The following is a 24,806-nucleotide window of genomic DNA, read 5'->3' as shown; positions in this document are numbered from 1 at the left end:
GGGAGCGACGCTGGGTGGGGGCTATGCGTCGACGGCGAGGATGCGGCGCCGCAGCGTCTTCAGACCCTCGACGGCGAGGAAGACGGCCAGCGACAGCACGACAGGCAGCACCCACGAGGATGCCGCCAGCGGGCGGGAGCCGAACAGGTCGTTCATGAACGGGACGTAGGTGTAGACGAGCTGGAGCAGCAGCAGCACCCCCGCCGATCCCCAGACCACCGGGTTCGCCCGCAGCACGTCGCCGGTGAGGCTGGAGCGCGTGAGGAAACGGCAGTTGAACAGGTAGGCGAGCTGCCCGAGCACCAGCATGAGCACCGCCTCGGTGCGCGCGTAGCCGAGGTCGACACCGGTGCCGACGACGCTGTAGAAGAGGCCGAGGGTCGCCCCGCCGATGAGCACCGAGACCAGCAGCACGAAGCCCAGCTCGCCACGATTGATGAGCGATCCGCCCGGTGCCCGTGGCGGACGGGTCATGATGCCCCGCTCCGCGGGCTCGTACGCCAAGGCGAGCGACAGGGTGATCCCGGTGACCATGTTCACCCACAGCACCTGCACCGGCGTCAGCGGCAGCGCGAGGCCGAAGACCACGGCCACCAGGATGACGAGCGACTGCGCGCCGTTGGTGGGCAGGAGGAAGACCACCGACTTGCGGAGGTTGTCGTAGATGCGCCGCCCCTCGCGCACCGCGCTGCGGATCGTGGCGAAGTTGTCGTCGGCCAGGACGATCTCGGCGGCTTCCTTCGTGGCCTCGGTGCCCTTGATGCCCATCGCGATGCCGACGTCGGCGCGCGTCAGGGCAGGGGCGTCGTTGACGCCGTCGCCGGTCATGGCGACCACCTCGCCGTGCGACTGCAGCGCCCGCACGATGCGGATCTTGTGCTCGGGGCTGGTGCGGGCGTACACGTCGACGTCACGCACGACGCGGGCGAGCTGATCCTGGCTCATCGCCTCGAGCTCGCCGCCGGTGAGCACCGTCACGTCGTCGCCCGAGACCAGTCCCATCTCGCGGCTGATGGCCAGTGCCGTGCCGGCGTGATCGCCCGTGATCATCTTCACGCGGATGCCGGCGGCGTGGCAGTCGGCGATGGCCTCGATCGCCTCGGGGCGAGGCGGGTCCAGGATGCCCCAGAGCCCGAGGAACTCCAGGTCCTCGAGGTCATCGGCCGAGAGCTCGTCGCCCTCGCCCGCGGGCCGACGCGCGGCCGCCAGCACCCGCAGCCCCTGAGAGCTGAGGTCGTCGATCGCCGCCTCCCAGAAGGGGATGTCGAGCGGTTCGGCACCGTCCGCGCCCCGCTGCGTGCGGGAGCGCTCGAGCAGTCGGTCGGGGGCGCCCTTGACGAGCACCGCCCTCGCCCCGTCGGCGGACTCGATCAGGGTCCCCATGAACTTGTAGGCCGAGTCGAAGGGCACCACGGCGACGCGGCGGGTGCCCCGCGTGCTCACGCCGCCCTTCAGCGCCACGACCTTCAGCGCGCCCTCGGTGGGCTCGCCGACGAGGGCGTACCGGGGGCCGTCACCGCCGCCCTCGCGTTCGGCGAGGTGGGCGTCGTTGCAGAGGGTGGCCACCGCCAGCAGCGGTGCGAGGTCACGCCGCTGCTCGGCGGGACTCAGGCCGCGCTCGGGGTCGGCCGGCACGATCTCGCCGGAGGGGTCGTAGCCCAGACCCGTCGTCGCGTAGGCCGCGCGGGCGGTGACCATGCGCCGCACGGTCATCTCGTTCTTGGTGAGGGTGCCGGTCTTGTCGCTGCAGATGGTGGTGACGGCGCCGAGGGTCTCGACGGCGGGGAGCTTGCGGGTGATCGCCGAGCGGCGGGCCATCTGCTGCACGCCGATCGCGAGGGTGATGGTCACCAGCGCCGGCAGCCCCTCGGGGATCGCCGCCACGGCGAAGCCGATCGCCGCAGAGATGAGCTCGTCCAGTGGCATCCCGTGCAGGTACCGGCCGATGAGCAGCATGACGGCGGCCATGCCGAGGATGACGATCGTCAGCACGCGCCCGAACGAGTCGAGCTGCTTCGTCAGCGGTGTCGTGATCGATCCGGCCTCGCCCACCAGCGCCTGGATCGTGCCGATCTCGGTGCGCCCGCCGGTGGCGGTGACGATGCCGCGGCCCTGCCCCGCCGACACGATGGTGCCCGAGAACGCCATCGATCGGCGGTCCCCCACGCCCGCACCGGCGGCGACGGGCTCGATGCCCTTGGACGCCGGCACCGACTCGCCGGTCAGCGCCGCCTCGTCGATGCGCAGCTGCGTCGCCTGGAAGAGCCGCAGGTCGGCGGGCACCTTGTCACCGGGCGCGAGTCGCACGACGTCGCCCGGCACCAGGTCGGCCGCCTCGATCGTCGTCCACCGGCCGTCGCGGCGCACGCTGGCGTCGTTCGAGAGCATGCCGCGGATGCCGGCGAGGGCCTTCTCGGCGCGGCCCTCCTGGACGAACCCGATGATGGCGTTGATGATCGCGACGGCCATGATCACCCAGAAGTCCAGCCAGTCGCCCATGACGGCCTTGATGACCGCGGCGGCGAGCAGGATGTAGATCAGGGTGTCGTTGAAATGCGCCAGGAACCGCAGGATCGCGGGACGCCGAGGCGGCTCGGGCAGCTCGTTTCGGCCGACCTCGGCGATGCGCTCATCCGCCTGCGCCGAACTCAGGCCCTCCCGACGGGTGGCGAGGGCGCGTTCCACCTCGTCCACCTCGAGGGCGAACGGATGGTCGACCTCGAAGTCCGTCGGAACCGCCTCCGGCGCGCCCATCGAGCCTACGCAGCTCCGTCGAACATGCTGGTGACCGATCCGTCTTCGAAGACCTCCTGGATACCGCGGGCCAGCAGGGGTGCGATGGGCAGCACCGTGAGCGTGGCGAAGCGCTTCTCGTCGGGGATCGGGACGGTATCGGTGACGACGACCTCATCGATGGCCGGGCTCTGCAGCCGTTCCGTCGCGGGGTCGGAGAAGATCGCGTGCGTCGCCGCGACGATGACCCGCTGGGCGCCGTTCTTCTTCAGCGCCTCCGCAGCCTTCACGATGGTGCCACCGGTGTCGATCATGTCGTCCACGAGCAGGCAGACCCGCCCGGAGACGTCGCCGACGATCTCGTTGACGGTCACCTGGTTGGCGACGTTCGGGTCGCGGCGCTTGTGGATGATGGCCAGCGGCGCCCCGAGGCTGTCCGACCAGGTGTCGGCCACGCGCACGCGCCCGGTGTCGGGAGAGACGACGGTGAGCGCATCGCGGTCCTCGGGCGAAAGCGTGCGGCGGAAGTACTCCAGCAGCACCGGCTTGGCGAAGAGGTGGTCGACCGGGCCGTCGAAGAATCCCTGGATCTGCGCAGCGTGGAGGTCGACGCTCATCACGCGGTCGGCGCCGGCGGTCTTGAGCAGGTCCGCCACCAGGCGGGCCGAGATCGGCTCGCGGCCGCGCCCCTTCTTGTCCTGGCGGGAGTAGGGGAAGTAGGGGGCCACGACGGTGATGCGCTTGGCCGACGCGCGCTTGGCGGCATCCAGCATGATCAGCAGCTCCATCAGCCACTCGTTGACCGGCGGGCCGAACGACTGGATGAGGAACACGTCGCAGCCGCGGATCGACACCTCGAAGCGGGTGAGGATCTCACCCGACGCGAACGTGCGGTACTCGGTGGGCACGAGCTCCGTGCCGATCTGAGCGACGACCGCGTTCGCGAGCGCGAGGTGCGATCGCCCGGAGGCCACGACCAGGCGCTTCTTCGTCTTGGCGACGAGCCCGGGCGCGATGTCCTTCGCCCTGTCGAGATCAACCGTCTTGTTCTTGCGAGCCATCGTCCGCTTTCTGTGCAGACCGGGCTCGGGCGGCGAGATCCGCCGCCTTCGTACCCGGTCGATTCGTCTCGACCCACCCTTCGACGTTGCGCTGGGGGGCGACGCTGAGTGCCAGTGCACCGGCAGGCACATCCTTGCGGATGACCGCACCCGCACCGGTTTTCGCGCCATCTCCGATCCTAACCGGCGCGACGAACACGTTGTGCGAACCGGTGTGCACCTCATCGCCGATCTCGGTGCGGTGCTTGGCGATGTCGTCATAGTTCGCGGTGATCGCCCCGGCGCCGAGATTGACCCCTGTGCCGATCGTGGTGTCGCCGATGTACGAGAGGTGGGGCACCTTGCTGCCCTCGCCGATGGTGGAGTTCTTCGTCTCGACGAACGTGCCGATCTTGCCGCGGTCGCCGAGGTACGTTCCGGGGCGCAGATAGGCGAAGGGGCCGACGGTGGCGCCGGCGCCGATGACGGCGAGCGTGGCGTCGCTGCGGGTGACGGTGGCATCCTCCCCCACCTCGCAGTCGACCAGGCTGGTGTCGGGGCCGACGACGGCGCCGGATGCCACGGTGGTGGTGCGCAGGATGTGCGAACCCGGGAGCACGGTGACGTCGGGCGCGAGCGAGGCGGTGACGTCGATCCAGGTGGTGGCGGGGTCGAGGATCGTCGCGCCCTCCAGCTGCCACCGGCGCACGACGCGTGCGTTGAGCAGACGCGCCGCCTCCGACAGCTGCACCCGGTCGTTCACCCCGAGCGCGGTCGCGGCGTCAGGGGCGGTGAGGGCGGCGACCGGCGCGTCGTCGGCGCGCAGCAGCCCGATGACGTCGGTGAGGTACATCTCGCCCTGCGCGTTGTCGACGCCCACCCGCGCGATCTGCGCGCGCAGCGCATCGGCGCGGAACACGTAGACGCCGGCGTTGATCTCGGTGACGGCGGCCTCGGCCTCGCTGGCATCCTTCTGCTCCACGATGCGGGCGACCGCGCCGGTGGAGTCGCGGATGACGCGGCCGTAGCCCGTCGCGTCGTCGAGGACCGCCGTCAGCAGGGTGGCGGCGGCATGGGAGGCGCGGTGCACCTCGACCAGGCGCGCCAGCGTCTCGGCTTCGATCAGCGGCACGTCCGCCGACAGCACGAGCACATCGCCGGTGAAGCCGGGCAGCCCGTCCAGCGCCACCTGCACGGCACGGCCGGTGCCGGGCACATCGTCCTGGTCGACGATGTGCACGTCGGGGCCGATGCCGGCGACGGCGTCGGCGACCTGGTCGCGCTCGTGGCGCACCACGACCAGCACCTGGGCGGGGCCGAGGTCGCGCGCGATGTCGAGCACGTGTCCGATGAGCGGTCGCCCGCCGATGCGGTGCAGCACCTTGGGCAGCTTCGACTTCATGCGGGTGCCCTGACCGGCGGCGAGCACGATGACGGCGAGCGCGTTGTCTGTCATGCTCCGCCGCCAGGATTCGAACCTGGGCCTAACAGCTCCAAAGGCTGTCGTGCTGCCGTTACACCACGGCGGACCGTCGTCCCGCAGAACGACGTGACAAGTCTGCCAGAGGGGCGGTCAGCGGGTGACCGCGACGGCGAGTGTCCTGCTCGAGGTCACCCCCGCCGCGTTGGAGAACTCCACGCGGTGCACGTGCGTCCCCCGCGCGGCGCCGACCACGTTCAGCCGCGCGCTCTGCGCCCAGGGGGTGCGGGCTTCCAGCACCCCCTCCGCCACGAGCACACCATCGGTGAAGAACCGGTACGCCGTCGCGTTGGTGCCCCACCACATGTCGGCGGTCACGGTGTAGCGCCCATCGCGATCCCCGTTGTCGTGCCGCAGCACGGGGGTGCCGGGGGACGCGTCGGTCACGGTGACGGTGACCGGTCGGGTGGCGGTGACGCCCGAGGCGTTGACGATCTCACCGGTGTACACGTACGTGCCGTCACGACGGCCGGTGATCGGGACGGCGGCGGTCTGCGGGGCGATGCCGCCGTAGACGAGGGGCTGCACGGCGACGAGCACACCGTTCTCGTAGAGCCGGAACGACGAGCCGTTGACCCCCCACCACAGGTTCATCCGCACGGTGTAGTCGCCATCGCGGAGCCCCGTGTCCCAGCCGTTGTCATGCGCCAGCACGCCGACGGCGGGGGCGGACGTCGACGGGTCGGCGTCGCGGCGCACCAGCAGCGACGTCGCCTCGGCCAGCCCCGCGCGTGCGGCGGAGACCGACGCCGGGGTCGGCCAGTGCGCGGCCACCACGACGTCGGCCACGGCGAGGGCGTCGGCGAGCGCCTCCGAGGAGGCTGCGGTGTAGGCGGCGGGGTCGAGTGCCCGAGCGGCGGCGATGTCCGCGGCGAGCGCAGACGTGTCGGTGCGCTCCCCCGCGCGCACCAGGCGCAGGTCGTCGACCGTGCCCCACGCACCCGCACTCAGTGCGGCGCGGATGCCGACCGTGAGCACCTCGCCTTCGGACACGGTGAACGGCGCGGTCGTCCCCGTCGCGAACGCCTGCCAGCCCTCCAGTGGCAGCGCGGCGGCGTGCGCGCCGGATGCCGTGGCGGCGGTGACCTCGAGGGTGTCCCCCGGCGCCTCGCCGTCGCCCTGCGCGGTGGCCGAGAGGCCGTAGGTTCCGGCGGTGACGCCGTCGATCCGCTGGGTCACCTCGAACCCGTACGCCGCATCGTTCCAGAAGTCCACCGCGCGACGGCCGTTCGCCGCGTCGGCGGTGTCGGTGATCGCGGCGCCCCCGCCCGTGACGGTCCACGCCGAGCCGTCGCCCTCGAACCCGCCGTCGACGACCCACTCCCGCTCGGTGACCGTGATGCGGGCGACCGCCGGGGCGCCGTCCGCGGTGCCGGGCACCGTGTAGGCCCCGGGCCCCGTGATCCACTCCACCGCCTCGGACCAGGTCACCGGGACCTCGTCGACGACACCGTTCCACGCGGTGCGCCGCACCGTCGCCGGGAGGGCGATCTCGGCACCCTCGGCCACCGTGAGCTCGACCGGCGCGAGCACGGCGGGCGGCACCTCTCCCCCCGCCTCGAGAGCGGCGAGCGCGGCCTCGACCAGGGCGAGGGCGTCGGCGACCTGAGCGGCGGTCGGCGCCGCGGCGCCGCGCACGACCCCCGCGATCGCGAGCGCGGCATCCAGGCCGGCCAGGGACTCCGGCGTGGCGACGGTGCGGTCGACCGCCGCGGCCCTGGCCACGGCGTCGTCGAGCGCGGCGGTGTCCGCACCGGGTTCGGCCGCCGCTGCCAGCACCAGATCGTCGAGCGTCCCCCACGCCCCGCCGGGGAGGTCGCCGCGCACGGTGACGGTGAGCGTGTCGCCCTCGGCGATCGTCACGACGCCCGTCCGAGGCTCGGACCAGACCCGCCAGCCCGACAAGGCGAAAGGCGTCTCTGCGGCATCCCCGCCCGACGACGACAGGGACAGCGTCACCCCGCCGTCGCCCTCACCGTCGCCCTGCAGCGCGCCGGAGGCGGTGTAGTCCCCCGCCGGCAGACCGGTGACGGTCTGCGCGAGGGTGAAGCCGAAGGCGTCGGCCGCGTAGAAGTGCGCCGAGGCGGTGCCGCTGCGGGGGTCATCGGCGGCGCGGAGCGTCAGCGGCCCCGATCGCTGCCACATCGACAGGTCGGGGTCTTCGAATCCGGGATTGCGGAGATGGTTGACCGCCTGCACGGTGATGGTCGCCACGGTGGCGTGCCCGCCCGCGGTGACGCCGCTCACGCGGTAGACACCGGGCCCGGTGATCCAGTCCGCGGCATCCGACCAGGTCACCGCCTCCTGTTCCACCGATCCGTCGTTGTAGGTGATCGCCACAGTGGCGGGGAGGGCGATCGGGTCACCGGCGGGGCGGGTGAGCACCGGCTGCTCGACCGCACTCACCGCACGCGGGGCGGTGGCCCCGGTGCGGGCGTAGCGGAACGTCTGCAGTGATTCCAGCGGTGTGCCGTCGAAGGCGAACAGCGCCTGGTTGTCCCACGCGGAGCCGCCGTACCACTGGCCCGCGTCATCCGGGTCGTACTCGCCGGCCGCGCTGGTGGCCCACCCCGAGCCGAAGGTCTCCCACAGCTCGCGGTTGCGCTCGACCTCGGACGGCGGCCCCACCGGCAGCCAGGCCGGTTCCCAGTAGAAGACGCCGATGCCGGCGTCGCCGACGTCGACGACCGCCTGGATCACGTCGCGCAGCGCGGTGGCCTGCCCCTGCACGCTCACGGGGTACGCGGTGGCCTCCGAGGGGAGGTCGATGACGTTGCCGTGGCCATCGCCGTCCTCCAGCGTGTGCGCCCACGACGTCTCGGCCACCATCACCTGCGTGCCGTAGGTGTCGGCGACGTCCCGCAGCACCGTGGTGAGGTTGCCCAGCGAACCGTGCCAGAACGGGTAGTACGACGAGGCGAACACGTCGTAGTCGACCCCGCGGTCCGCCAGCTCCCTGGCGTACCCGGCATAGCGCCCGGCGGTCTCGGGATTGGTGAAGTGCACCACGACCTTCGCATCGGGGAGGGCGGAGCGCACGGCTGCGGAGCCGGCGGCGAAGACCTGCGCCATGCCGTCCCAGCCGGTCAGGCCCGCCACCGCGCCGTTGGTCTCGTTGCCGATCTGCACCATCCGCACATCGACCCCGGCGGCGATGAAGTCGGCGAGCGCCGAGCCGGTGAATTCCGCCACGGCATCCGCGGTCTGCTGGGCGGTGTAGCCCTCCCATGCCTTGGGCGCATGCTGCTTGGCCGGATCGGCCCAGAAGTCGGAGTAGTGGAAGTCGACCAGCACCCCCAGCCCTGCCGCGGTGGCCCGCTGACCGATCTCGACCGCGCGCGCGACATCGGTGTCGCCGCCGCCGTACCCGTTGCCGGCGGCGTCGAACGGGTCGTTCCACACCCGCACCCGCACGTCGGTGAGCCCCGCGTCGGCGAGCACGGCGAAGAGGTCAGCCGGCTGACCGGCGGCGTCGCGGAAGACCACGCCGGACTGCTCGAGCGCGATCACCGACGAGACGTCGGCGCCGGCGATGAAGTCCGCCAGCATCCCCTCGACCTTCGGCACGACGATCCCGGCCTCGACCGGGCCGTCCGCTGCGGCCGCCGGAAGGGCCAGTCCCGTCGTCACCAGCACGACGGATGCCACGGCGGCCGCGCCCCGCATCCACCTGTTCGTCCCGCGTGCGCGCATGGTGCTCCCATCCCCTTCGACGGCCGGGTCTTCTGTGACCGGTCACAGTCTCCGACGGCGCCTCCGCCGCCGCCAGGGGGCAGCCGGTCGTCGTTACCGAACCGTGACCTGGGCGGGACCGATAATGGGGGGATGGCTCAGCAGACGGACGAGGTCGACCGCATCGTCGGTGCGTGGCAGACCCAGCGCCCGGACCTCGACTTCTCCCCGCTGGAGGTGCTGTCCCGGGTGGACCGCCTGTCGCGCCATCTCGACCGCGCCCGACGCGAGGCGTTCCACCGCAGCGATCTCGAGCCGTGGGAGTGGGACGTGCTCTCGGCGCTGCGCCGGGCGGGAGAGCCGTTCCAGCTCAGCCCCAAGCAGCTGCTGCAGCAGACGCTGGTCTCCAGCGGGACGATGACCAACCGCATCGACCGCCTCGTGGCCCGTCGGCTCGTGCGCCGCGAGAGCGACCCCGCCGACGGCCGCAGCGTGCTCGTGACCCTGGCCGGCGACGGCAAGACCCGCGTGGATGCCGCGATCACGCGCCTGGTCGACGCCGAGGCGACCCTGCTGGGCTCGCTGTCCCGCCCCGACCGCGAGCGCCTCGCCGCCCTGCTGCGCAAGCTCAGTCTCAGCTTCGACTCCTGACCGTCTGGGACGATGGAGCATGCCCGTCTCCCCTCGTCCGGTCCGTGACGGTGTCGGCGCCACGCGCCTGCGCGTGCCCGTCACCGGTCCGTGGCCGACGATCGCGGACTACGTCGTGGAGCGCTTCGACCACCTCGACACCGCATCGCTGCACGACCGCTTCGACCGCGGCGACGTCGTCGACGCCGCCGGCGCGGTGGTGCGCCGCGACACCCCCCTGGGTGCGGCGGAGTTCATCTGGTACCACCGGGAGCCCCCCGCCGCGGAGCGCACGGTGCCCTTCGATGAGGAGATCCTGCACCTCGACGACGACCTCGTCGTAATCGACAAGCCGCACTACCTCCCCACGACGCCGGGCGGACGGTTCCTGAACCACACCGCGCTGGTGCGTCTGCGACGCCGGCTCGACAACCCCGACCTCGTGCCCATCCACCGCCTCGACCGCGCCACGGCCGGGGTGCTGATGTTCTCCGCCCGGCCCGCGACCCGCGGCGCCTACCAGTCGCTGTTCGAGCGCCGCGAGGTGCAGAAGACCTACGAGGCGGTCTCCGCTCTGCCCGCCGACGGCCTGCCGCCCTTCCCCCTGGTCCACCGCAGCCACATCCAGAAGTTCCGCGACAGCCTCTGCGTGCAGACCAGGCCGGACCTCGACCCCAACGCCGAGACGCTCATCGAGCTCATCCGCACCGGCACCAGCGGCGGCGGCCACGCCGGTCTCCCGGTCGTGCACACGCGCCTGCGTCCGCGCACCGGACGCATGCATCAGCTGCGCGTGCACCTGGCGCAGCTCGGTCTCGGCATCCTCGGCGACCGCTACTATCCCGAGCTGCTCCCCGAGACGCCCGAGGACGACCCGCAGCGCCCGATGCAGCTGCTGGCGGCCGAGCTGCGCTTCACCGATCCGCTGACCGGGCGGCCGCGGGTGTTCACCACCCGGCGACGGCTGGCCGACGCGCCGCCGCGGGCCTGAGTCGGGGTCACGGCGACAGACCGGGCGGAGCGCCCAGCCGCGCCGCCTACGCTGGAGGGAACATGGCGCATCTTCTCGGGGCCGAAGCCCTGCATCTCGAATATCCCACCCGTGTCGTCTTCGACGGCGTCTCCATCGGCGTCGACGAGGGCGATCGCATCGGCATCGTCGGCCGCAACGGCGACGGCAAGTCCAGCCTCATGGCGATGCTCGCCGGCCGGGTCACCCCCGACGCCGGCCGCGTCACCGTGCGCGGCGGGGTCACGGTCGGCGTGCTCGACCAGGCCGACACGCTGCCCGACGACATCACCGTCGCCGAGGCGATCGTCGGCGACCGCGTCGAGCACGAGTGGGCGGGCGACGCGCGCACGCGCGACGTCGTGGCCGGTCTCGCCTCGGACCTGCCCTGGGACGCCCGCCTCGGCACCCTCTCGGGCGGTCAGCGTCGCCGAGTCGCCATCGCCCGGCTGCTCACCGGCGACTGGGACGTGCTCATGCTCGACGAACCCACCAACCACCTCGACGTCGAGGGCATCGCGTGGCTGGCCGAGCACCTCAAGCGCCGCTGGTCGGCGTCGTCGGGCGCCCTGCTCGTCGTCACCCACGACCGCTGGTTCCTCGACGAGGTGTGCACGCGCACCTGGGAGGTGCACGACCGCATGGTCGAGCCGTTCGAGGGCGGATATGCCGCCTACGTGCTGCAGCGCGTGGAGCGCGACCGTCAATCCGCGGTGATCGAGCAGCGTCGGCAGAACCTCGCCCGCAAGGAGCTCGCGTGGCTGCGCCGCGGCGCTCCCGCCCGCACGTCCAAGCCGAAGTTCCGCATCGACGCCGCCAACGAGCTCATCGCCGATGTCCCCGAGATCCGTGACCCCGTCTCCTTGCAGTCGCTGGCGGTCTCGCGCCTCGGCAAGGACGTCGTGGACCTGCTGGACGTCTCGGTGTCCTACCCCTCGCCCGGCTCGGCGACCGGGACGCGCGAGGTGCTGCGCACCGTCGAATGGCGCATCGCGCCGGGCGAGCGCACCGGCATCCTCGGCGTCAACGGCGCCGGCAAGTCGACGCTGCTCGGCCTCATCGCCGGCACCGTGGAGCCGACTGCCGGGCGGGTGAAGCGCGGCAAGACGGTGAAGGTCGCCACCCTCAGCCAGCGCATGGACGAGCTCGACCCGCACCTGAGCGACCCGGTGCGCGTCGTCATCTCGGGACTGCGCACGAGCTACACCCTCGGCTCGGGATCCAAGGCGCAGGACCTCACGCCCGGCCAGCTGCTGGAGCGCATGGGCTTCTCGAGCGAGCAGCTGTCGACGCCCGTGAAGGATCTCTCCGGTGGGCAGAAGCGGCGTCTGCAGCTGCTGCTGATCCTGCTGGAGCAGCCCAATGTGCTCATCCTCGACGAGCCGACGAACGATCTCGACACCGACATGCTCGCCGCGATCGAGGATCTGCTGGACTCCTGGGCGGGGACGCTGCTCGTCGTCTCCCACGACCGCTACTTCCTCGAGCGCGTCACCGATCAGCAGTACGCGATCCTCGGCGGACACCTGCGGCACCTTCCCGGAGGCATCGACGAGTACCTGCGCCTGCGGCACGCGCAGCAGCGCGCTGCGGATGGTGGACCGGCCAAGGCCGCCGCAGCTCCGGCATCCGCCTCGGCCCTGTCGGGCGCCGAGCGCCGCACCGCCGAAAAGGAGCTGTCGGCCCTGGATCGCAAGATCGAGAAGCTGCAGAAGGGTCTCGCCGAGATCGACGTCAAGATCGCCGACGCGGCGGGCTCGACCGCCTACGACGACGTCGCCGACCTGTACCGGCGACGCGACGCGCAGGCGGCCGAGATCGCCGAGCTCGAGGAACGCTGGCTCGAGCTCGGCGAAGCTCTGGACTGACGGGGGTCAGAGCAGACCGTTCTCCTCGAGCCATGCCGAGGCGATGTCAGCAGGCGACATCTGGTCCTCGGTGCTCTGCACGTTGATGGCCACGAGGCCGTCGGGGGTCAGCGCGGCGCTGATCGGGTCGATGATCTCGGCCAGTTCGTCCGCGAGGTCCGCGCTCACCAGCGGCACCACGTTGGATGCCAGGAAGAGCCCTTCCGGGTCCTCGAGCACGACGAGGTCCTGCGTCTGGATGCGCGGGTCGGCGGTGTAGACGTTGGCGATATCGACCTCGCCCGCCACGAGGGCGTCGACGCTCGTGTCGCCGGTCGCCTCGAAGGTGACGTCGACGCCGTAGGTGTCGGCGAGACCCGTCGGCCCGTACGGGCGCTCGGCGAGCTCGGGCGGACCGCCCAGCGACAGGGGTCCGGCGACCTCGGCGAGATCGGCGATGGTCGTCACCCCGTTCTCATCGGCGAACGCCGCCGTGACGGTGTACGAGTCCTGATCGGTGGCGGTGGATTGCTCGAGCACGGCGAGCGAATCCGGCAGCACCTCGACGAGCGCGGCGTACACGTCGTCCGCCGTGCGCGCCTCGGTCTCGGGGTCGTAGGACTGCAGCAGGTTGCCGGTGTACTCGGGGAACAGGTCGATCGCGCCGCTCTCGATCTCGGGCAGGTACGCGTCGCGCTGGCCGATGTTGAACGAGCGCTCCACGGTGTAGCCGGCGTTCTCCAGCGCCTGCGCGTAGATCTCCGCGATGATCTCGTTCGAGTAGTACGCCTGCGAGCCGATGACGATCGTCTCGCTGTCGCCGGTCTCGGCATCGGTCCCCGGCTCGAGCGGGTCGGACGAGGCGCAGGCGGTGAGGCCGGCCGCCAGGACGAAGGCGGCGGCGCCGGCGATCAGCCGGCGGGAGGTGCGTGGGGTGGGCATGGGTCGTCTCCTCGGTGCAGGGTGCGTGGTCAGGAAGGAACGGGGGCGGTGGCGGTGGCGCGGGCCGCCGTGGGGGCGCCCGTGCGGGCGGCGCGGCCGGCGCGCAGCCCGCGCGGGACGGCGACGCGCTGCAGCACGGCGAAGAGCAGGTCCAGCAGCAGGGCGAGCGCGATCACCAGCAGCGCTCCGCCGAGCACCATGTCGTAACGGCGCAGCGGGATTCCGGCGATGATGTACTGCCCCAGCCCGCCCAGGTTCACGTAGGCGGCGATGGTGACGGTCGCCACGACCTGCAGGGTGGCCGAGCGCAACCCGGCGACCAGCAGCGGCAGTCCCAGCGGCACCTCGATGCGCCACAGCACCTGCCATTCGGTCATTCCCATCGCCCGGCCCGAATCGCGTGTGGCGGGGTCGATGGCTTCCACACCGGCGTACGCGCCGGCGAGGATGGACGGGATCGCCAGCAGCACGAAGGTCACGACGGCCGCTTCGGGGCGGTGCAGCACGCCGAACAGCAGCACCAGCAGGATGAGCAGCCCGAAGGACGGCACGGCGCGCGCGGCGCCCGACACGATGACCGCGATCTCGCGCCCTCGGCCGGTGTGACCGATGAGCCACCCCAGCGGCACCGCGACGGCGGCGGCGAGCAGCACCGAGATGATGGTGAACAGCAGGTGCACCCCGATGGCCGAGCCGATCGCGGCACGCCCGGTCCACTGCTCGGGGGCGAAGATCCAGGCGAGTGCGTCGGCGAAGAGGTTCATGCCGCCGCCCCCACCGGTCGTGCCGCTCGCCGTGCGCGCACGCGAGGCGACGGGGTGCGGCTCCACGGCAGCAGCATGCGCCCTGCGGCGACGAGGAGCAGGTCGATGACGACCGCGATGAGCATGACGGCCACGATGCCGGCGAGCACCTCGGGGATGATGCGTCGCTGCAGTCCGTTCGTGAACAGGTACCCGAGGTTGGTCACCCCGATGAGCACGCCGACGGTCGCCAGCGAGACCGTGCTGACGGCCGCGACACGGAGCCCTGCGAGGATGACCGGACCCGCCAGCGGCAGGTCCACTCCCCAGAACCGGCGCACCGGGCCGTAGCCCATCGCCACCGCCGCGAGCCGCACATCGGGGTCCACCGCGTCGAAGCCGTCGGCGACCGACCGTGTCAGCAGGGCGATGGCGTAGAGGGTGAGCGCGACGAGCAGGTTCACCTCGCTCAGGAAGCTGACCCCGAGGATGCCGGGCAGCAGCGCGAGCAGCGCCAGCGACGGGATCGTGTACAGCAGGCCGCTCACCGTCAGCAGCGCCCCGCGCAGCAGCCGGTAGCGCCACGCGAGCCACCCGAGGGGCACCGCGATCAGGAGGCCGGCCAGGATCGGGATCACGCTCTGTCGGATGTGCTCGAGCGACAGCGACCCGATCAGCCCCAGGTTGTCGATGACCCAGTTCACGGCGCGCGGCGCTCCCGCGCCCCCACGAAGGCCTCGACGAACGGCGTGGCGGGACTGCGGCGGATCTCGTCGGGCGTCCCTCGCTGGGCGATGCGGGCACCCCGCTCGAGGATGATCACCTGGTCGCCGAGGTAGAAGGCCTCCTCGATGTCATGGGTGACGAAGACGATCGTCTTGCCGATGTCGCGCTGCAGCCGCAGGAGCTCGTCCTGCAGCTCGGCGCGCACGATGGGGTCGACGGCGCCGAACGGCTCGTCCATCAGCAGGATGTTCGGTTCGGCCGCCAGCGCACGGGCCACGCCGACGCGCTGCTGCTGACCGCCGGAGAGCTGGCCGGGGTACCGGTCGGCCATCCCGGTGTCCAGACCCACCGTTCCCATGAGTTCCAGCGCCCGCTCGCGCGCGGCGTCGCGCGGCACGCCGTTGAGCCGCGGCACCGTGGCGATGTTGGCCGCGACGGTGAGGTGGGGAAGCAGCCCGGAGTTCTGCATCACGTACCCGATGCTGCGCCGCAGCTGCACCGCCGGGCGCGAGGTGATGTCGTGTCCGTCGATCGTGATGGTCCCCGAACTCGGCTCGACCATGCGGTTGATCATGCGCAGCAGGGTGGTCTTGCCGCACCCCGACGACCCGACGAACACCGTCGTGCCGTGCGGCGGGATCTGCAGGGAGAAGTCCTCGACGGCGCGGGTGCCGTCGCCGAACGACTTCGAGACGCCGCGGAACTCGATCACCGCTGGTCGCCGACCTGCACGTCCTGCCAGAAGGCCACGTAGCCCGAGAAGTCCTTCCCGACGCGCTCGACGGCGCCGGCCTTCGGCTCCGGATAGGCGAACGCGTTGTCGGCGTGGCCGTCGACGTCGTAGTACTGGCACTCCCCCTTCCACACGCAGGTGTACGGGGTGTCGCTCGGCGTGAGCAGATCCCAGTTCACGCTCGCGGGCGGAAAGTACCAGTTGCCCTCGATGCGGATGAGATCGGCCTCGTCGGCCTGCGCGATGACGGTGTCACCCAGACGTGCTTCCATGGCCGCTCCTCCGTGCCGGTGGGCCTCCCACGCTAGCGAAGAGGGTACGACGAGATCGGGGGTTGCGCGACCGGGATGAGTGGGGTAGCCGACGCGGTCTAGTACCAGAGGCTGAGGCGCGGGGCGGTGTGCCACCAGAAGGTGCGCGCCAGCGCGGCGGCGTCCGAGGAGCGCACGAGGCCGGCGCGCGCCAGGGTCTCCGGCGACACGCCGCCGAGCACGATCGCACCCAGTTCGCGGATGCCGAGGCTCACGGCGACGGCGTCGGCCTGCTCCCCCGCCGCGAGCGCGCGCAGGGTGGCGGTGCCGTCGGGGGCGACCTCGAGCAGGAACCGCCCGCCGGCGATGCCGAGCGGATCGTCCACGTCGAGCGCGAAGCGGCCGGGCGCGGCGTACCGGCGGGCACCGAGCACCGCGGGGACGTCGAGGATCCGCACGTACTGGTGGTCGCGCAGCGCGAGCGTGACGGCGCGCTGGTCGTCGATCATCCACAGCAGCGGCTCGTCGGCCGACTGCTGGTGCGCCCGCAGCGTGGCGATGAGGTCGAGTTCCAGGAGGAAGCGCCACAGCGCCGCATACGCATCGTCGGTCGCGGCGAGGAAGTAGGACACGTCGACGGTGCCCTTGGTGCCGTCGCCTGCGGTGTCCTCGCTGATCTTGAACGACGCCAGTCCCTGCACCTCGCCGTCGGCGTCGGTGTACTGCACGGCGCGGATGGCGCCGGCATCCTTGACGTCGGCGCGCGTGCCGGCGAAGCGGTCCCAGAGGCCGGGCGCCACCTCGATCTCACCCGGGTACCGCAGCCGCACGCGCTCGTGGACGCCGGGCAGGAGGCTGCGCAGGCGCTCGCGCGGGATGAAGTCGACGCGACCGTCCGGCACCGGGCCGGTCCAGCGCAGCCGCTTCGTCTCGATCTCCCAATCAGCCGCGGCGCCGGCGGGTGCGAAGCCGTAGCGGCCGTAGATGGTCGACTCGCTCACCGTCAGCATCGCCGCAGGAAGCCCTGCCGCGGCCGCGGTGCGCAGCTCCCCTTCGACCATCGCGCGTGCGATGCCCCGGCGGCGGTGCGTCGGCGCGACGGTGACGGCCGTGATGGCGCACGCGGCAACGGCGCGCTCGCCCGGCAGCGTCAGCTCGGCGACCCACGAGCCCAGGGTGCCGACGGGGGTGCCGGCCATCGGCGCCACCGGGTCGTAGACGCCGGTGCGGCGCCGGAGTGCGCTGCCTTCGCGGCTGGCCGCGAGCCGCGGCTCGTCGTACTCGCCGTCCTGGAACCCGCGGGCGACCGCCTGCACCCAGTCATCGAACAGCGCGGTGTCGGGTGCGGCCGGGCCGGCGGTGAGGACCCGGTAGTCGAGCCCCCGCTCGCTCAGTGCGGCGGTGGAGCGCAGGTCGGCGGGCTGCTCCTGCCAGTCGCGCACCCGGGCGTCGACGGCGGGCGCCACGGGCGCGGAGTCGTTGTCGGTCGTCATACGGTCTTCCTCTCGTCAGCCGACCACGCGCGCCCCGGCGACGGGACCGTGCACCGTGAGCGCGTCATGGCCGGCGGCGGCCAGGTTCACCCGCAGCTCCATGGCGGCGGTCGGGTCGGCGGTCAGGAACGCCACCGTGGGGCCGGAGCCCGACACCATCCCCGCCAGCGCGCCCTGGGACATGCCGAGCTCGCGCAGCTGGGCCAGCTCCGGGCGCAGCGAGAACGCGGCCTCCTGCAGGTCGTTGTGCACGACGGCGGCCACGGCGGCGGCATCACCGGTGCGCAGCGCCTGCAGCACCGCCGGGTCGACGTCGGGCACGCTCGGCGGCGGCGCGATGTCCGGGGCGCCGGCGCCGTCGCGCAGCCGGTCGAGTTCGCGGTAGACGTCGGGCGTCGACATCCCCATCGGCGTGGCCACGATCACCCAGTCCATGCGGCCCCGGGCGAGCGCGGGGCTCAGCTGGTCGCCGCGGCCGGTGCCGACCGCGGTGCCGCCCATGAGCGCGAACGGCACGTCCGCTCCGAGTCGCGTGGCCAGGCGCTGCAGGTGCGCCGGCGACAGTCCGGCGCCCCACAGCGCGTCGCACGCCACGAGCGCGGCGGCGGCGTCGGCGGACCCGCCGCCCATGCCCCCTGCCACGGGAACGGCTTTGCGCACCTCGAGGTGCACGCCGCCGTCGTAGCCGATCTCGCCGGCGAGCAGCCTCGCGGCGCGCACCGCGAGGTTGCGGTCGTCGACGGGCACGCCGCTGACGTCCACGACGCCCTCGACCTCGATCGTGAAGCCGTCGGCGTGCGAGGCGTACACGTCCTCGTAGGCCGACACCGCCTGGTAGACGGATGCCACGTCGTGGTAGCCGTCGTCCTGCACGTCCCCGACCTCGAAGAAGACGTTGATCTTCCCGGGCGCCCGCACGTGCACGCGTCGGGAGGATGCCGTGGAGGTCACGAGTCCGCCGACTCCCACATGCCGTCGCTCATCCCGTCGGAGAGGGCGTCGATGCGCTCGAGCTCCTCGGTGTCGAAGGCGGGACCGGTCACGGCCGCCAGGTTCTCGTCGAGCTGCTCGGGGCGCGACGCGCCGACCAGCGCCGAGGCGACGACGTCGTTGCGCAGCACCCACTGCAGCGCCATCTGCGCCAGGGTCTGACCGCGCTCCTTCGCGATGGCATCCAAGCCGAGGAGGCGACCACGGCCGCGCTCGGACACCGTGTCCCGCGGCAGCGACCACCGGGTCACCGAGCGGTCCGCCGGGGCGTCACCGAGGTACTTGTCGGTGAGCAGGCCCTGCGCGAGCGGCGAGAAGGCGATCGCGCCGAGACCCTCCTGCACCAGCGCGCCCGTGAGGCCGTCCTCGATCCAGCGGTTGGCGAGGGAGTACGACGGCTGGTGGATCACCAGCGGGGTGCCCAGGCTCCGGGCGATCGCGGCGGCCTCGACGGTGCGGGTCGCGCTGTAGGAGGAGATGCCGACGTAGAGGGCCTTCCCCTGACGCACCAGCGTGTCCAGCGCCCCGATGGTCTCCTCGAGGGGGACGGTGGGGTCGTCGCGGTGGGAGTAGAACACGTCGACGTAGTCCAGCTGCATCCGCCGCAGCGACTGCTCGGCGCTGGCCAGCACGTACTTGCGGGAGCCGCCCTCACCGTACGGACCCGACCACATGTCGTAGCCGGCCTTGGACGAGATGATCAGCTCGTCGCGGTAGGGGGCGAAGTCCTCGCGCATCATGCGGCCGAAGTTGGTCTCGGCGGCGCCGTAGGGCGGACCGTAGTTGTTCGCGAGGTCGAAGTGCGTGATGCCGATGTCGAACGCGTGGCGCAGCACGCTGCGCTGGTTGTCGAACGGCACGTTGTCGCCGAAGTTCCACCACATCCCGAGCGAGATGGGGGGCAGGACGAGCCCGGAGGCTCCCACGCGCCGGTAGTCGACGGCGCGGTAGCGGTCGGCGGCGGCCGTGTAGGGCCGATGCAGGTCGGCGACGGGGGGCTTGGAGCGGGCGTTGTCTGTCACCCCACCCACGCTAGTGCGCGAGGGGGTCCGCGCGCGCGATCCTCAGGAAGTCGTCCACCACGAGCTCCTCGCCCCGCGCGGTCGGCGCCACGCCCGCGGCCTCCAGCACGGCGGATGCCGCGGCGGCGCTGCCGCCCAGCACGCTCGACAGCGCCTGACGCAGCATCTTGCGGCGCTGCCCGAACGCGGCATCCACGATCGCGAACGTACGGCGACGCTCTTCCTCGGTCCCGCGCGGCTCGGCGTCGCGACGGAAGCCCACCAGCACGCTGTCGACGTTGGGAACGGGCCAGAACACCTGGCGCGAGACCGTGCCCGCCAGGCGCCACGGCCCGTACCAGGCCGCCTTCACGCTCGGCCCGCCATAGGCCTTGGTGCCGGGCTTCGCGGCGAGACGCTCCCCCACCTCGGCCTGCACCATCACGACACCGCGGTCGAGGTGGGCGAAGGTCTCGAGGAAGTGCAGCAGCACGGGCACGCTGACGTTGTAGGGCAGGTTGGCCACGAGCACCTCGGGGTCGCCCGGAAGCTCGGTCACCCGCAGCGCATCGGCGTCGACGACCGTCAGCGCGCCGTCGGGCACACCATGGTGGGCGGCGGTGGCGGCCAGCCGCTCGGCGAGGCGGTGGTCGATCTCGACGGCCGTCACGGTCGCGCCGGCCTCGAGGATGGCGAGGGTGAGCGACCCGAGCCCGGGGCCGACCTCGACCACGCTGTCGCCGGGGGCGACACCGGCGACCTGAACGATCTTGCGCACCGTGTTGGCGTCGACGACGAAGTTCTGTCCGAGCTTCTTGGTCGGGGTCACGTCGAGCTCGGCCGCCAGCGCGCGGATCTCCGCCGCGCCGAGCAGGGTGACGGTCATGGTGTCTCCTCGAAGGGGCCGTAGACGGCGAGGGTGTTGGCGGCCAGCTGGGCGCACAGGTCGTCGACGCCGAGCTCGAGCTCGGCCGCCAGGAACCGCACGGTCGCCGGGATGAGATAGGGGGCGTTGGGCCGGCCGCGGTACGGCACCGGAGTGAGGAACGGTGCGTCGGTCTCCACGAGGATCCTCTCGCGGGGTGTCACGGCGAGGGCATCGCGGAGGTTCTGGGCGTTTTTGAACGTGACGTTCCCGGCGAACGAGAGGTAGTACCCGGCGTCGGCGGCGATGCGGGCCATGTCGGCGGCCCCCGAGAAGCAGTGGAACACCGTGCGGTCGGGGGCGCCGACCCGGCGGAGGGTGGCCAGCACCTGGTCGTGGGCGTCGCGGTCGTGGATCTGCATGGCGATGCCGTGGCGCTTGGCCATGGCGATGTGCGCTTCGAAGCTCTCGTACTGCGCCGGCAGGCCATCGGGACCGGTGCGGAAGAAGTCGAGCCCGGTCTCGCCGATCGCGCGCACCCGCGGCTGCGCGGCGAGATCGTCGATGGCGGCGATCGCCTCGGCGAGCATGCCCTGCTCGGCATACGCCGGTGCCTCGTTGGGGTGGATCGCCACGGCAGCGAGCACCTGCGGGTGGGATGCCGCGGCCCACGCGGACCAGCGGCTGGAGTCGATGTCGCCACCGGCCTGCACCACGCCGATGACGCCGACCGCGGTGGCCCGCGCGAGCTGCTCGTCCAGACTCAGCCCGACCTCGCCGTCCTCGATCTCGAGGTGGGCGTGGTTGTCGTACACCGGCACCGCCAGCGGCTCAGGGGCGGGCGGATAGCTGACGTCGCGCGCACCTTTCTCGCGCTGCCGTGTGTACTGGCTGGGGTCGGTCATGCGCTCTGTTCGACGCGGGGGAACAGCGGCGCGAGCCCGCTGACCGAGGCGCCCGCGGGCAGCTGGCCCCAGGTGCCCGCAGCGCGGATCGGCTGGTCCTGGAGCGCGCCGAGGGTCGCTGCCGCGCCCAGGGCGTCCCACAGGATGCCGGTGGCGTGCGGCATGACCGGCGACAGCAGCACGGCGAGGGCGCGCAGGCCCTCTGCTGCGGTGTACAGCACCGTGCCGAGGCGCTCGCGCTGCGCGTCGTCCTTGGCCAGCGCCCACGGCTCGTTCTCGGTGATGTAGAGGTTCAGCGCGTCGACGATGGTCCAGATCGCGTTGATGGCCTCGTCGGGGCGGAACCGCTCCATGGCGGCATCCGCCGCGGTCGCGGCATCGGCGACGGTGCGCTGGATGTGCAGGTCGGCGTCGGTGTACTCGCCGGCCGGCGGGATGATCGCTTCGAAGTAGCGCTCGATCATCGCGACGGTGCGGGAGGCGAGGTTGCCGAAGCCGTTGGCGAGCTCGGCCTGGTAGCGGGCGGAGAGGTCCTCCCACGAGAACGAGCCGTCCTGGCCGAAGGCGATGGCCGAGAGGAAGTAGAACCGGTAGGCGTCGGAGCCGAACACGTCGGTGATCTCGGTGGGAGCGATGCCGGTGAGCTTGGACTTGGACATCTTCTCGCCGCCGACGAGCAGCCAGCCGTGGGCGAAGACGCCTCGGGGCACCTCGAGGCCGGCGGCCATCAGCATGGCCGGCCAGATGACGGCGTGGAAGCGCAGGATGTCCTTGCCGACGACGTGGTAGGCGGGCCAGCGGCGCTCGAACTGCTCGGGGTCGCTGCCGTAGCCGACGGCGGTGGCGTAGTTGAGCAGCGCGTCGACCCACACGTAGATGACGTGGGACTCGTCCCACGGCACCTTGATTCCCCAGTCGAACGTGGAGCGCGAGATGGAGAGGTCCTTCAGCCCGTTCTTGACGAAGGAGATGACTTCGTTGCGCGCCGAGTCGGGGCGCAGGAAGTCGGGCACCGTCTTGTAGAGCTCGAGCAGCTTGTCCTGGAACTCGCTGAGCTTGAAGAAGTAGTTCTTCTCCTGCAGCAGCTCCAGCGGCTTGGAGTGGATCGCACAGACCTTGAGACCTTCGAAGGCTCCGGTGCCGTCGACGATCTCGGACTCCGGCTTGAACTCCTCGCAGCCGACGCAGTACAGCGCCTCGTACTCACCGGCGTAGATGTAGCCCCGGTCGTACAGCGCCTGGAAGAAGACCTGCACGTTGCGCTCGTGGCGCTCCTGCGTGGTGCGGATGAAGTCGTCGTTGGCGACGTCGAGCGTCTCGAGCAGCGGGAACCACGACTCGGTGACGAGCTTGTCGACCCACTGCTGCGGGGTGACGCCGTTGGCGGCGGCGGCGCGCAGCATCTTCTGGCCGTGCTCGTCGGTGCCGGTGAGCATCCAGGTGTCGTCGCCGCCCTGGCGGTGCCAGCGGGCGAGGGTGTCCACCGCCACGGTCGTGTAGCCGTGACCGATGTGCGGCACGTCGCTCGGGTAGTAGATCGGCGTCGTGATGTAGAAGGATCGGCCTGAAGTCACCCGTCGATTCTAGGCGGGCCGCCGGCGCGGATGCCGACGGTTACGGCCGCGGTACCGGCCCCACCACGGGCGGCACCGGATACAGGCCCGCCTCGGGGTCGGCGGCGACCGGCGCCGTCGTCTGGCGACCGCGGTGGCCGCGCGACGGCTCGCGCCCCGGCCCCTTGCGCGGCACGGGTCGCCCGTCGAACGAGACGCCGCCGAGGGGATCACGCTTGTTCCGCAGGTCGGAGTCCCAGCCGAGACCGCCCGCCATCATGCGGCGCAGCCGCTTCACCGCGGTTTCGAGCCGGCGCAGGCCGTCGTTCGTGAGGAAGTACCAGCGCCACCGTTCGTCGGCGCGCACGTCGACGAACCCGGCATCCCGCAGGATGCGCAGGTGCCTGGAGACCGCGGTGCGCGAGATGCGGAACTCCCCGCCTACTGCGGCGGCGAGCTGGCCCGCGGTGTGCTCGCCGCTGGCCAGCACCTCGACCAGCCGCCGCCGCACGGGCTCAGCCATGGCCTCGAACGGGTTCACGTTCTGCGCGTGCGTGTCCATGGGCGCACGCTACGCGCGCCCCCCCGACACGAGGCGCGCCGGCGCCGCGGCCGAGCTTCCCTCGCCGACCGCCCTCGGAAAGCGCCGAGTTTCTCTCTTTTCGCCATGTGAGTTCCCGCTCACACGCGGTCCCCGCTCGCCCCGGGTAGCCGCCCGCGCCGGGTCTGCGCCCGGGCCGCAGCTGACTCGGCTGCGTGAGCGGGAACTCACATGGCCACAGCGCGCCCGCGCGGAGCCGGCTGAGGCGGCGGGACGGTTGTCGGAACAAGGCGGGACGGTTGTCGGAACAAGAGGCTCACGTCGCGCTGTGGAGAGGTCGCCCGCAACCTCGAGATGCGTGAGCGCGAACTCACATGGCGGATGGAGTCGCCGAGTCGCTGCGTCACCGAGGCGCCGAGTCGCCGGCGCGGCGAAGCCGACCCCGACTGACGTGCGACCGGGAACTCACATGAGAAATCGAGAGAACGTCGGCGGCAGGCGATCCTGCGGCGGCCGTCGCACGAACGGGACGGCAGGGAGCTCACGCGCGAGCGGCGGCGGTCAGGCGCTGTCGCGCACGATCAGCGTCGTCGGCAGCACCACATCGTCGCGCGGGATGCCATTGGTCACGTCGATGAGGATCTCGACCATCGCCCTGCTGATCTGCGCCCAGGGCTGGCGCATCGTCGTCAGCGGCGGGTCGTGCGTCTCGGCGAGGCCGGAATCGTCGAAGCCGGCGACGGCGATGTCCTCCGGCACCCGCAGTCCCGCGCGGCGTGCCGCCGCGATGGCGCCGACGGCCATGACGTCCGAGGCCGCGAACACCGCGTCGATGTCCGGTGCCCGCTCCAACAGCCGCGTCATCGCCTCAGCCCCCGCCTCCCGCGAGTACACGTCCTGCTCGACCAGCTCCGGGTCGAACCGGTCGCCCATCTCCTCCCGGAAGCCGACCAGGCGGTACCGGCCCCCGGAGGTGTCCTCGGGGCCCGTGATCACGGCGATCTTCCGGTAGCCGCGATCCATCAGGTGACGCGTCATCACGCGCGCCGACGCCACCTCGTCCACCGACACGGTGGGCACGTGGGCGCGGTACCCGAGCGGCACTCCGGTGCACACCGTGGGGACACCTGCGTCGATCAGCGACGCGAGCAGCGGATCCGACTCGTGCGAGGAGATCAGCAGCACGCCGTCGACGTGACCGGCGCTGACATAGTGCTCGACATTCGCCCGCTCGTCCGCCGTGTCGGCCACCAGCAGCACCAGCGTCATCGACCGCTGCGCCAGCGCCTCGGTCGCACCGCGCAGCAGCAGCGCGAAGGTGGGGTCCGAGAAGAGCAGGTGCTGCGGCTCGGTGAGCAGGAACGCCAGCGAGTTCGACCGACCGGTCGCCAGGCTCCGCGCGGCATGGTTCGCGGTGTAGCCGGTGCGGCGGATGGCATCCTCGACGGCCTGGCGCGCGTCCGGCGACACCCAGTGACCGCCGTTGATCACGCGCGACACGGTGCCGCGTGACACTCCGGCGGCCGCCGCGACGTCTCGGATCGTCGGGCGGCGGCGCATGTCGCTGCTCTCCTCCACGTGCAGGACTTTACCCCCGTCCCCTCCCGAACTGTGACCGGTCACAGTTCGGTAACGCTGAGCGATCTTCAATC

At 71.9% G+C, this 24,806-nt stretch carries 20 protein-coding genes and 1 tRNA gene; 3 read left to right on the top strand and 18 right to left on the bottom strand.

The window, feature by feature from the left end:
• Window positions 1–21: 21 nt before the first annotated feature.
• The 5 genes from QNO26_RS05630 to QNO26_RS05610 form a co-directional block, all read right to left on the bottom strand.
• Window positions 22–2,754 (bottom strand): cation-translocating P-type ATPase, encoded by a 2,733-nt coding sequence (locus QNO26_RS05630; protein ID WP_257638280.1) that lies wholly within the window; start codon window positions 2,752–2,754, stop codon window positions 22–24.
• 5 nt (window positions 2,755–2,759) lie between these two features.
• Complete coding sequence (locus QNO26_RS05625) at window positions 2,760–3,794, bottom strand: ribose-phosphate diphosphokinase (protein ID WP_257531561.1); 1,035 nt, start codon at window positions 3,792–3,794, stop codon at window positions 2,760–2,762.
• Window positions 3,769–5,229, bottom strand: a complete 1,461-nt coding sequence (gene glmU / locus QNO26_RS05620) for a bifunctional UDP-N-acetylglucosamine diphosphorylase/glucosamine-1-phosphate N-acetyltransferase GlmU (protein WP_257531564.1) — start codon at window positions 5,227–5,229, stop codon at window positions 3,769–3,771. Before glmU ends, QNO26_RS05625 begins: the two co-directional genes overlap by 26 nt.
• Before the next feature lies 1 nt (window position 5,230).
• Window positions 5,231–5,302, bottom strand: a tRNA-Gln gene (locus QNO26_RS05615).
• Window positions 5,303–5,346: 44 nt separating this feature from the next.
• Complete coding sequence (locus QNO26_RS05610; RefSeq protein WP_257638279.1) at window positions 5,347–8,919, bottom strand: glycosyl hydrolase 53 family protein; 3,573 nt, start codon at window positions 8,917–8,919, stop codon at window positions 5,347–5,349.
• Between the two features lie 159 nt (window positions 8,920–9,078).
• Between QNO26_RS05610 and QNO26_RS05605 the strand changes: the two genes are divergently transcribed.
• The 3 genes from QNO26_RS05605 (at window position 9,079) to QNO26_RS05595 (ending at window position 12,432) form a co-directional block, all read left to right on the top strand.
• On the top strand, window positions 9,079–9,576 hold the full coding sequence (locus QNO26_RS05605; protein ID WP_257531568.1) for a MarR family winged helix-turn-helix transcriptional regulator: 498 nt from the start codon (window positions 9,079–9,081) through the stop codon (window positions 9,574–9,576).
• 19 nt (window positions 9,577–9,595) lie between these two features.
• Window positions 9,596–10,546: a pseudouridine synthase gene (locus QNO26_RS05600; RefSeq protein WP_257531570.1), complete on the top strand. Its 951-nt coding sequence runs from the start codon at window positions 9,596–9,598 to the stop codon at window positions 10,544–10,546.
• A 62-nt stretch (window positions 10,547–10,608) separates the two neighbouring features.
• Complete coding sequence (locus QNO26_RS05595; protein WP_257638278.1) at window positions 10,609–12,432, top strand: ABC-F family ATP-binding cassette domain-containing protein; 1,824 nt, start codon at window positions 10,609–10,611, stop codon at window positions 12,430–12,432.
• Between the two features lie 6 nt (window positions 12,433–12,438).
• On the opposite strand, the gene QNO26_RS05590 is transcribed toward QNO26_RS05595, so the two are convergent.
• From QNO26_RS05590 to QNO26_RS05530, 13 genes are all read right to left on the bottom strand, one after another.
• The gene (locus QNO26_RS05590; protein ID WP_257531574.1) at window positions 12,439–13,353 is read right to left on the bottom strand and encodes an ABC transporter substrate-binding protein; all 915 of its coding nucleotides are present in this window, start codon (window positions 13,351–13,353) and stop codon (window positions 12,439–12,441) included.
• A 29-nt stretch (window positions 13,354–13,382) separates the two neighbouring features.
• Entirely contained in the window at window positions 13,383–14,117 is a 735-nt protein-coding gene (locus QNO26_RS05585) for an ABC transporter permease (protein WP_257531775.1), read from the bottom strand.
• Window positions 14,114–14,800 carry an ABC transporter permease gene (locus QNO26_RS05580; RefSeq protein WP_257531577.1) on the bottom strand — a complete coding sequence of 229 codons (687 nt, stop codon included), beginning with the start codon at window positions 14,798–14,800 and terminating at the stop codon, window positions 14,114–14,116. Before QNO26_RS05580 ends, QNO26_RS05585 begins: the two co-directional genes overlap by 4 nt.
• Window positions 14,797–15,534 (bottom strand): ABC transporter ATP-binding protein, encoded by a 738-nt coding sequence (locus QNO26_RS05575; protein WP_257638277.1) that lies wholly within the window; start codon window positions 15,532–15,534, stop codon window positions 14,797–14,799. The genes QNO26_RS05580 and QNO26_RS05575 overlap by 4 nt, the downstream gene beginning before the upstream one ends.
• On the bottom strand, window positions 15,531–15,827 hold the full coding sequence (locus QNO26_RS05570) for a DUF427 domain-containing protein (RefSeq protein WP_257638276.1): 297 nt from the start codon (window positions 15,825–15,827) through the stop codon (window positions 15,531–15,533). Before QNO26_RS05570 ends, QNO26_RS05575 begins: the two co-directional genes overlap by 4 nt.
• Window positions 15,828–15,925: 98 nt before the next feature.
• Window positions 15,926–17,299 carry a GNAT family N-acetyltransferase gene (locus QNO26_RS05565; protein ID WP_257531584.1) on the bottom strand — a complete coding sequence of 458 codons (1,374 nt, stop codon included), beginning with the start codon at window positions 17,297–17,299 and terminating at the stop codon, window positions 15,926–15,928.
• 15 nt (window positions 17,300–17,314) lie between these two features.
• On the bottom strand, window positions 17,315–18,250 hold the full coding sequence (locus QNO26_RS05560) for a 4-(cytidine 5'-diphospho)-2-C-methyl-D-erythritol kinase (RefSeq protein WP_257531586.1): 936 nt from the start codon (window positions 18,248–18,250) through the stop codon (window positions 17,315–17,317).
• Entirely contained in the window at window positions 18,247–19,311 is a 1,065-nt protein-coding gene (locus QNO26_RS05555) for an aldo/keto reductase (protein ID WP_285181749.1), read from the bottom strand. Before QNO26_RS05555 ends, QNO26_RS05560 begins: the two co-directional genes overlap by 4 nt.
• A gap of 10 nt (window positions 19,312–19,321) precedes the next feature.
• A complete protein-coding gene (rsmA, locus tag QNO26_RS05550) occupies window positions 19,322–20,176 on the bottom strand; it encodes a 16S rRNA (adenine(1518)-N(6)/adenine(1519)-N(6))-dimethyltransferase RsmA (protein WP_257531588.1) in 855 nt (284 codons plus the stop codon).
• Entirely contained in the window at window positions 20,173–21,060 is an 888-nt protein-coding gene (locus QNO26_RS05545) for a TatD family hydrolase (RefSeq protein WP_257531590.1), read from the bottom strand. The genes rsmA and QNO26_RS05545 overlap by 4 nt, the downstream gene beginning before the upstream one ends.
• Window positions 21,057–22,634: a methionine--tRNA ligase gene (gene metG, locus QNO26_RS05540; RefSeq protein WP_257531592.1), complete on the bottom strand. Its 1,578-nt coding sequence runs from the start codon at window positions 22,632–22,634 to the stop codon at window positions 21,057–21,059. Before metG ends, QNO26_RS05545 begins: the two co-directional genes overlap by 4 nt.
• 40 nt (window positions 22,635–22,674) lie before the next feature.
• Window positions 22,675–23,175, bottom strand: coding sequence for an ArsR/SmtB family transcription factor (locus QNO26_RS05535; protein WP_257531594.1), 501 nt, complete (start codon window positions 23,173–23,175; stop codon window positions 22,675–22,677).
• 540 nt (window positions 23,176–23,715) lie between these two features.
• The gene (locus QNO26_RS05530; RefSeq protein ID WP_257531778.1) at window positions 23,716–24,714 is read right to left on the bottom strand and encodes a LacI family DNA-binding transcriptional regulator; all 999 of its coding nucleotides are present in this window, start codon (window positions 24,712–24,714) and stop codon (window positions 23,716–23,718) included.
• Window positions 24,715–24,806: the final 92 nt, after the last annotated feature.

This window comes from Microbacterium sp. zg-Y1090 (genome assembly GCF_030246945.1).
Taxonomy (GTDB): domain Bacteria; phylum Actinomycetota; class Actinomycetes; order Actinomycetales; family Microbacteriaceae; genus Microbacterium; species Microbacterium wangruii.
This window is presented reverse-complemented; position numbering and strand designations above follow the sequence as displayed.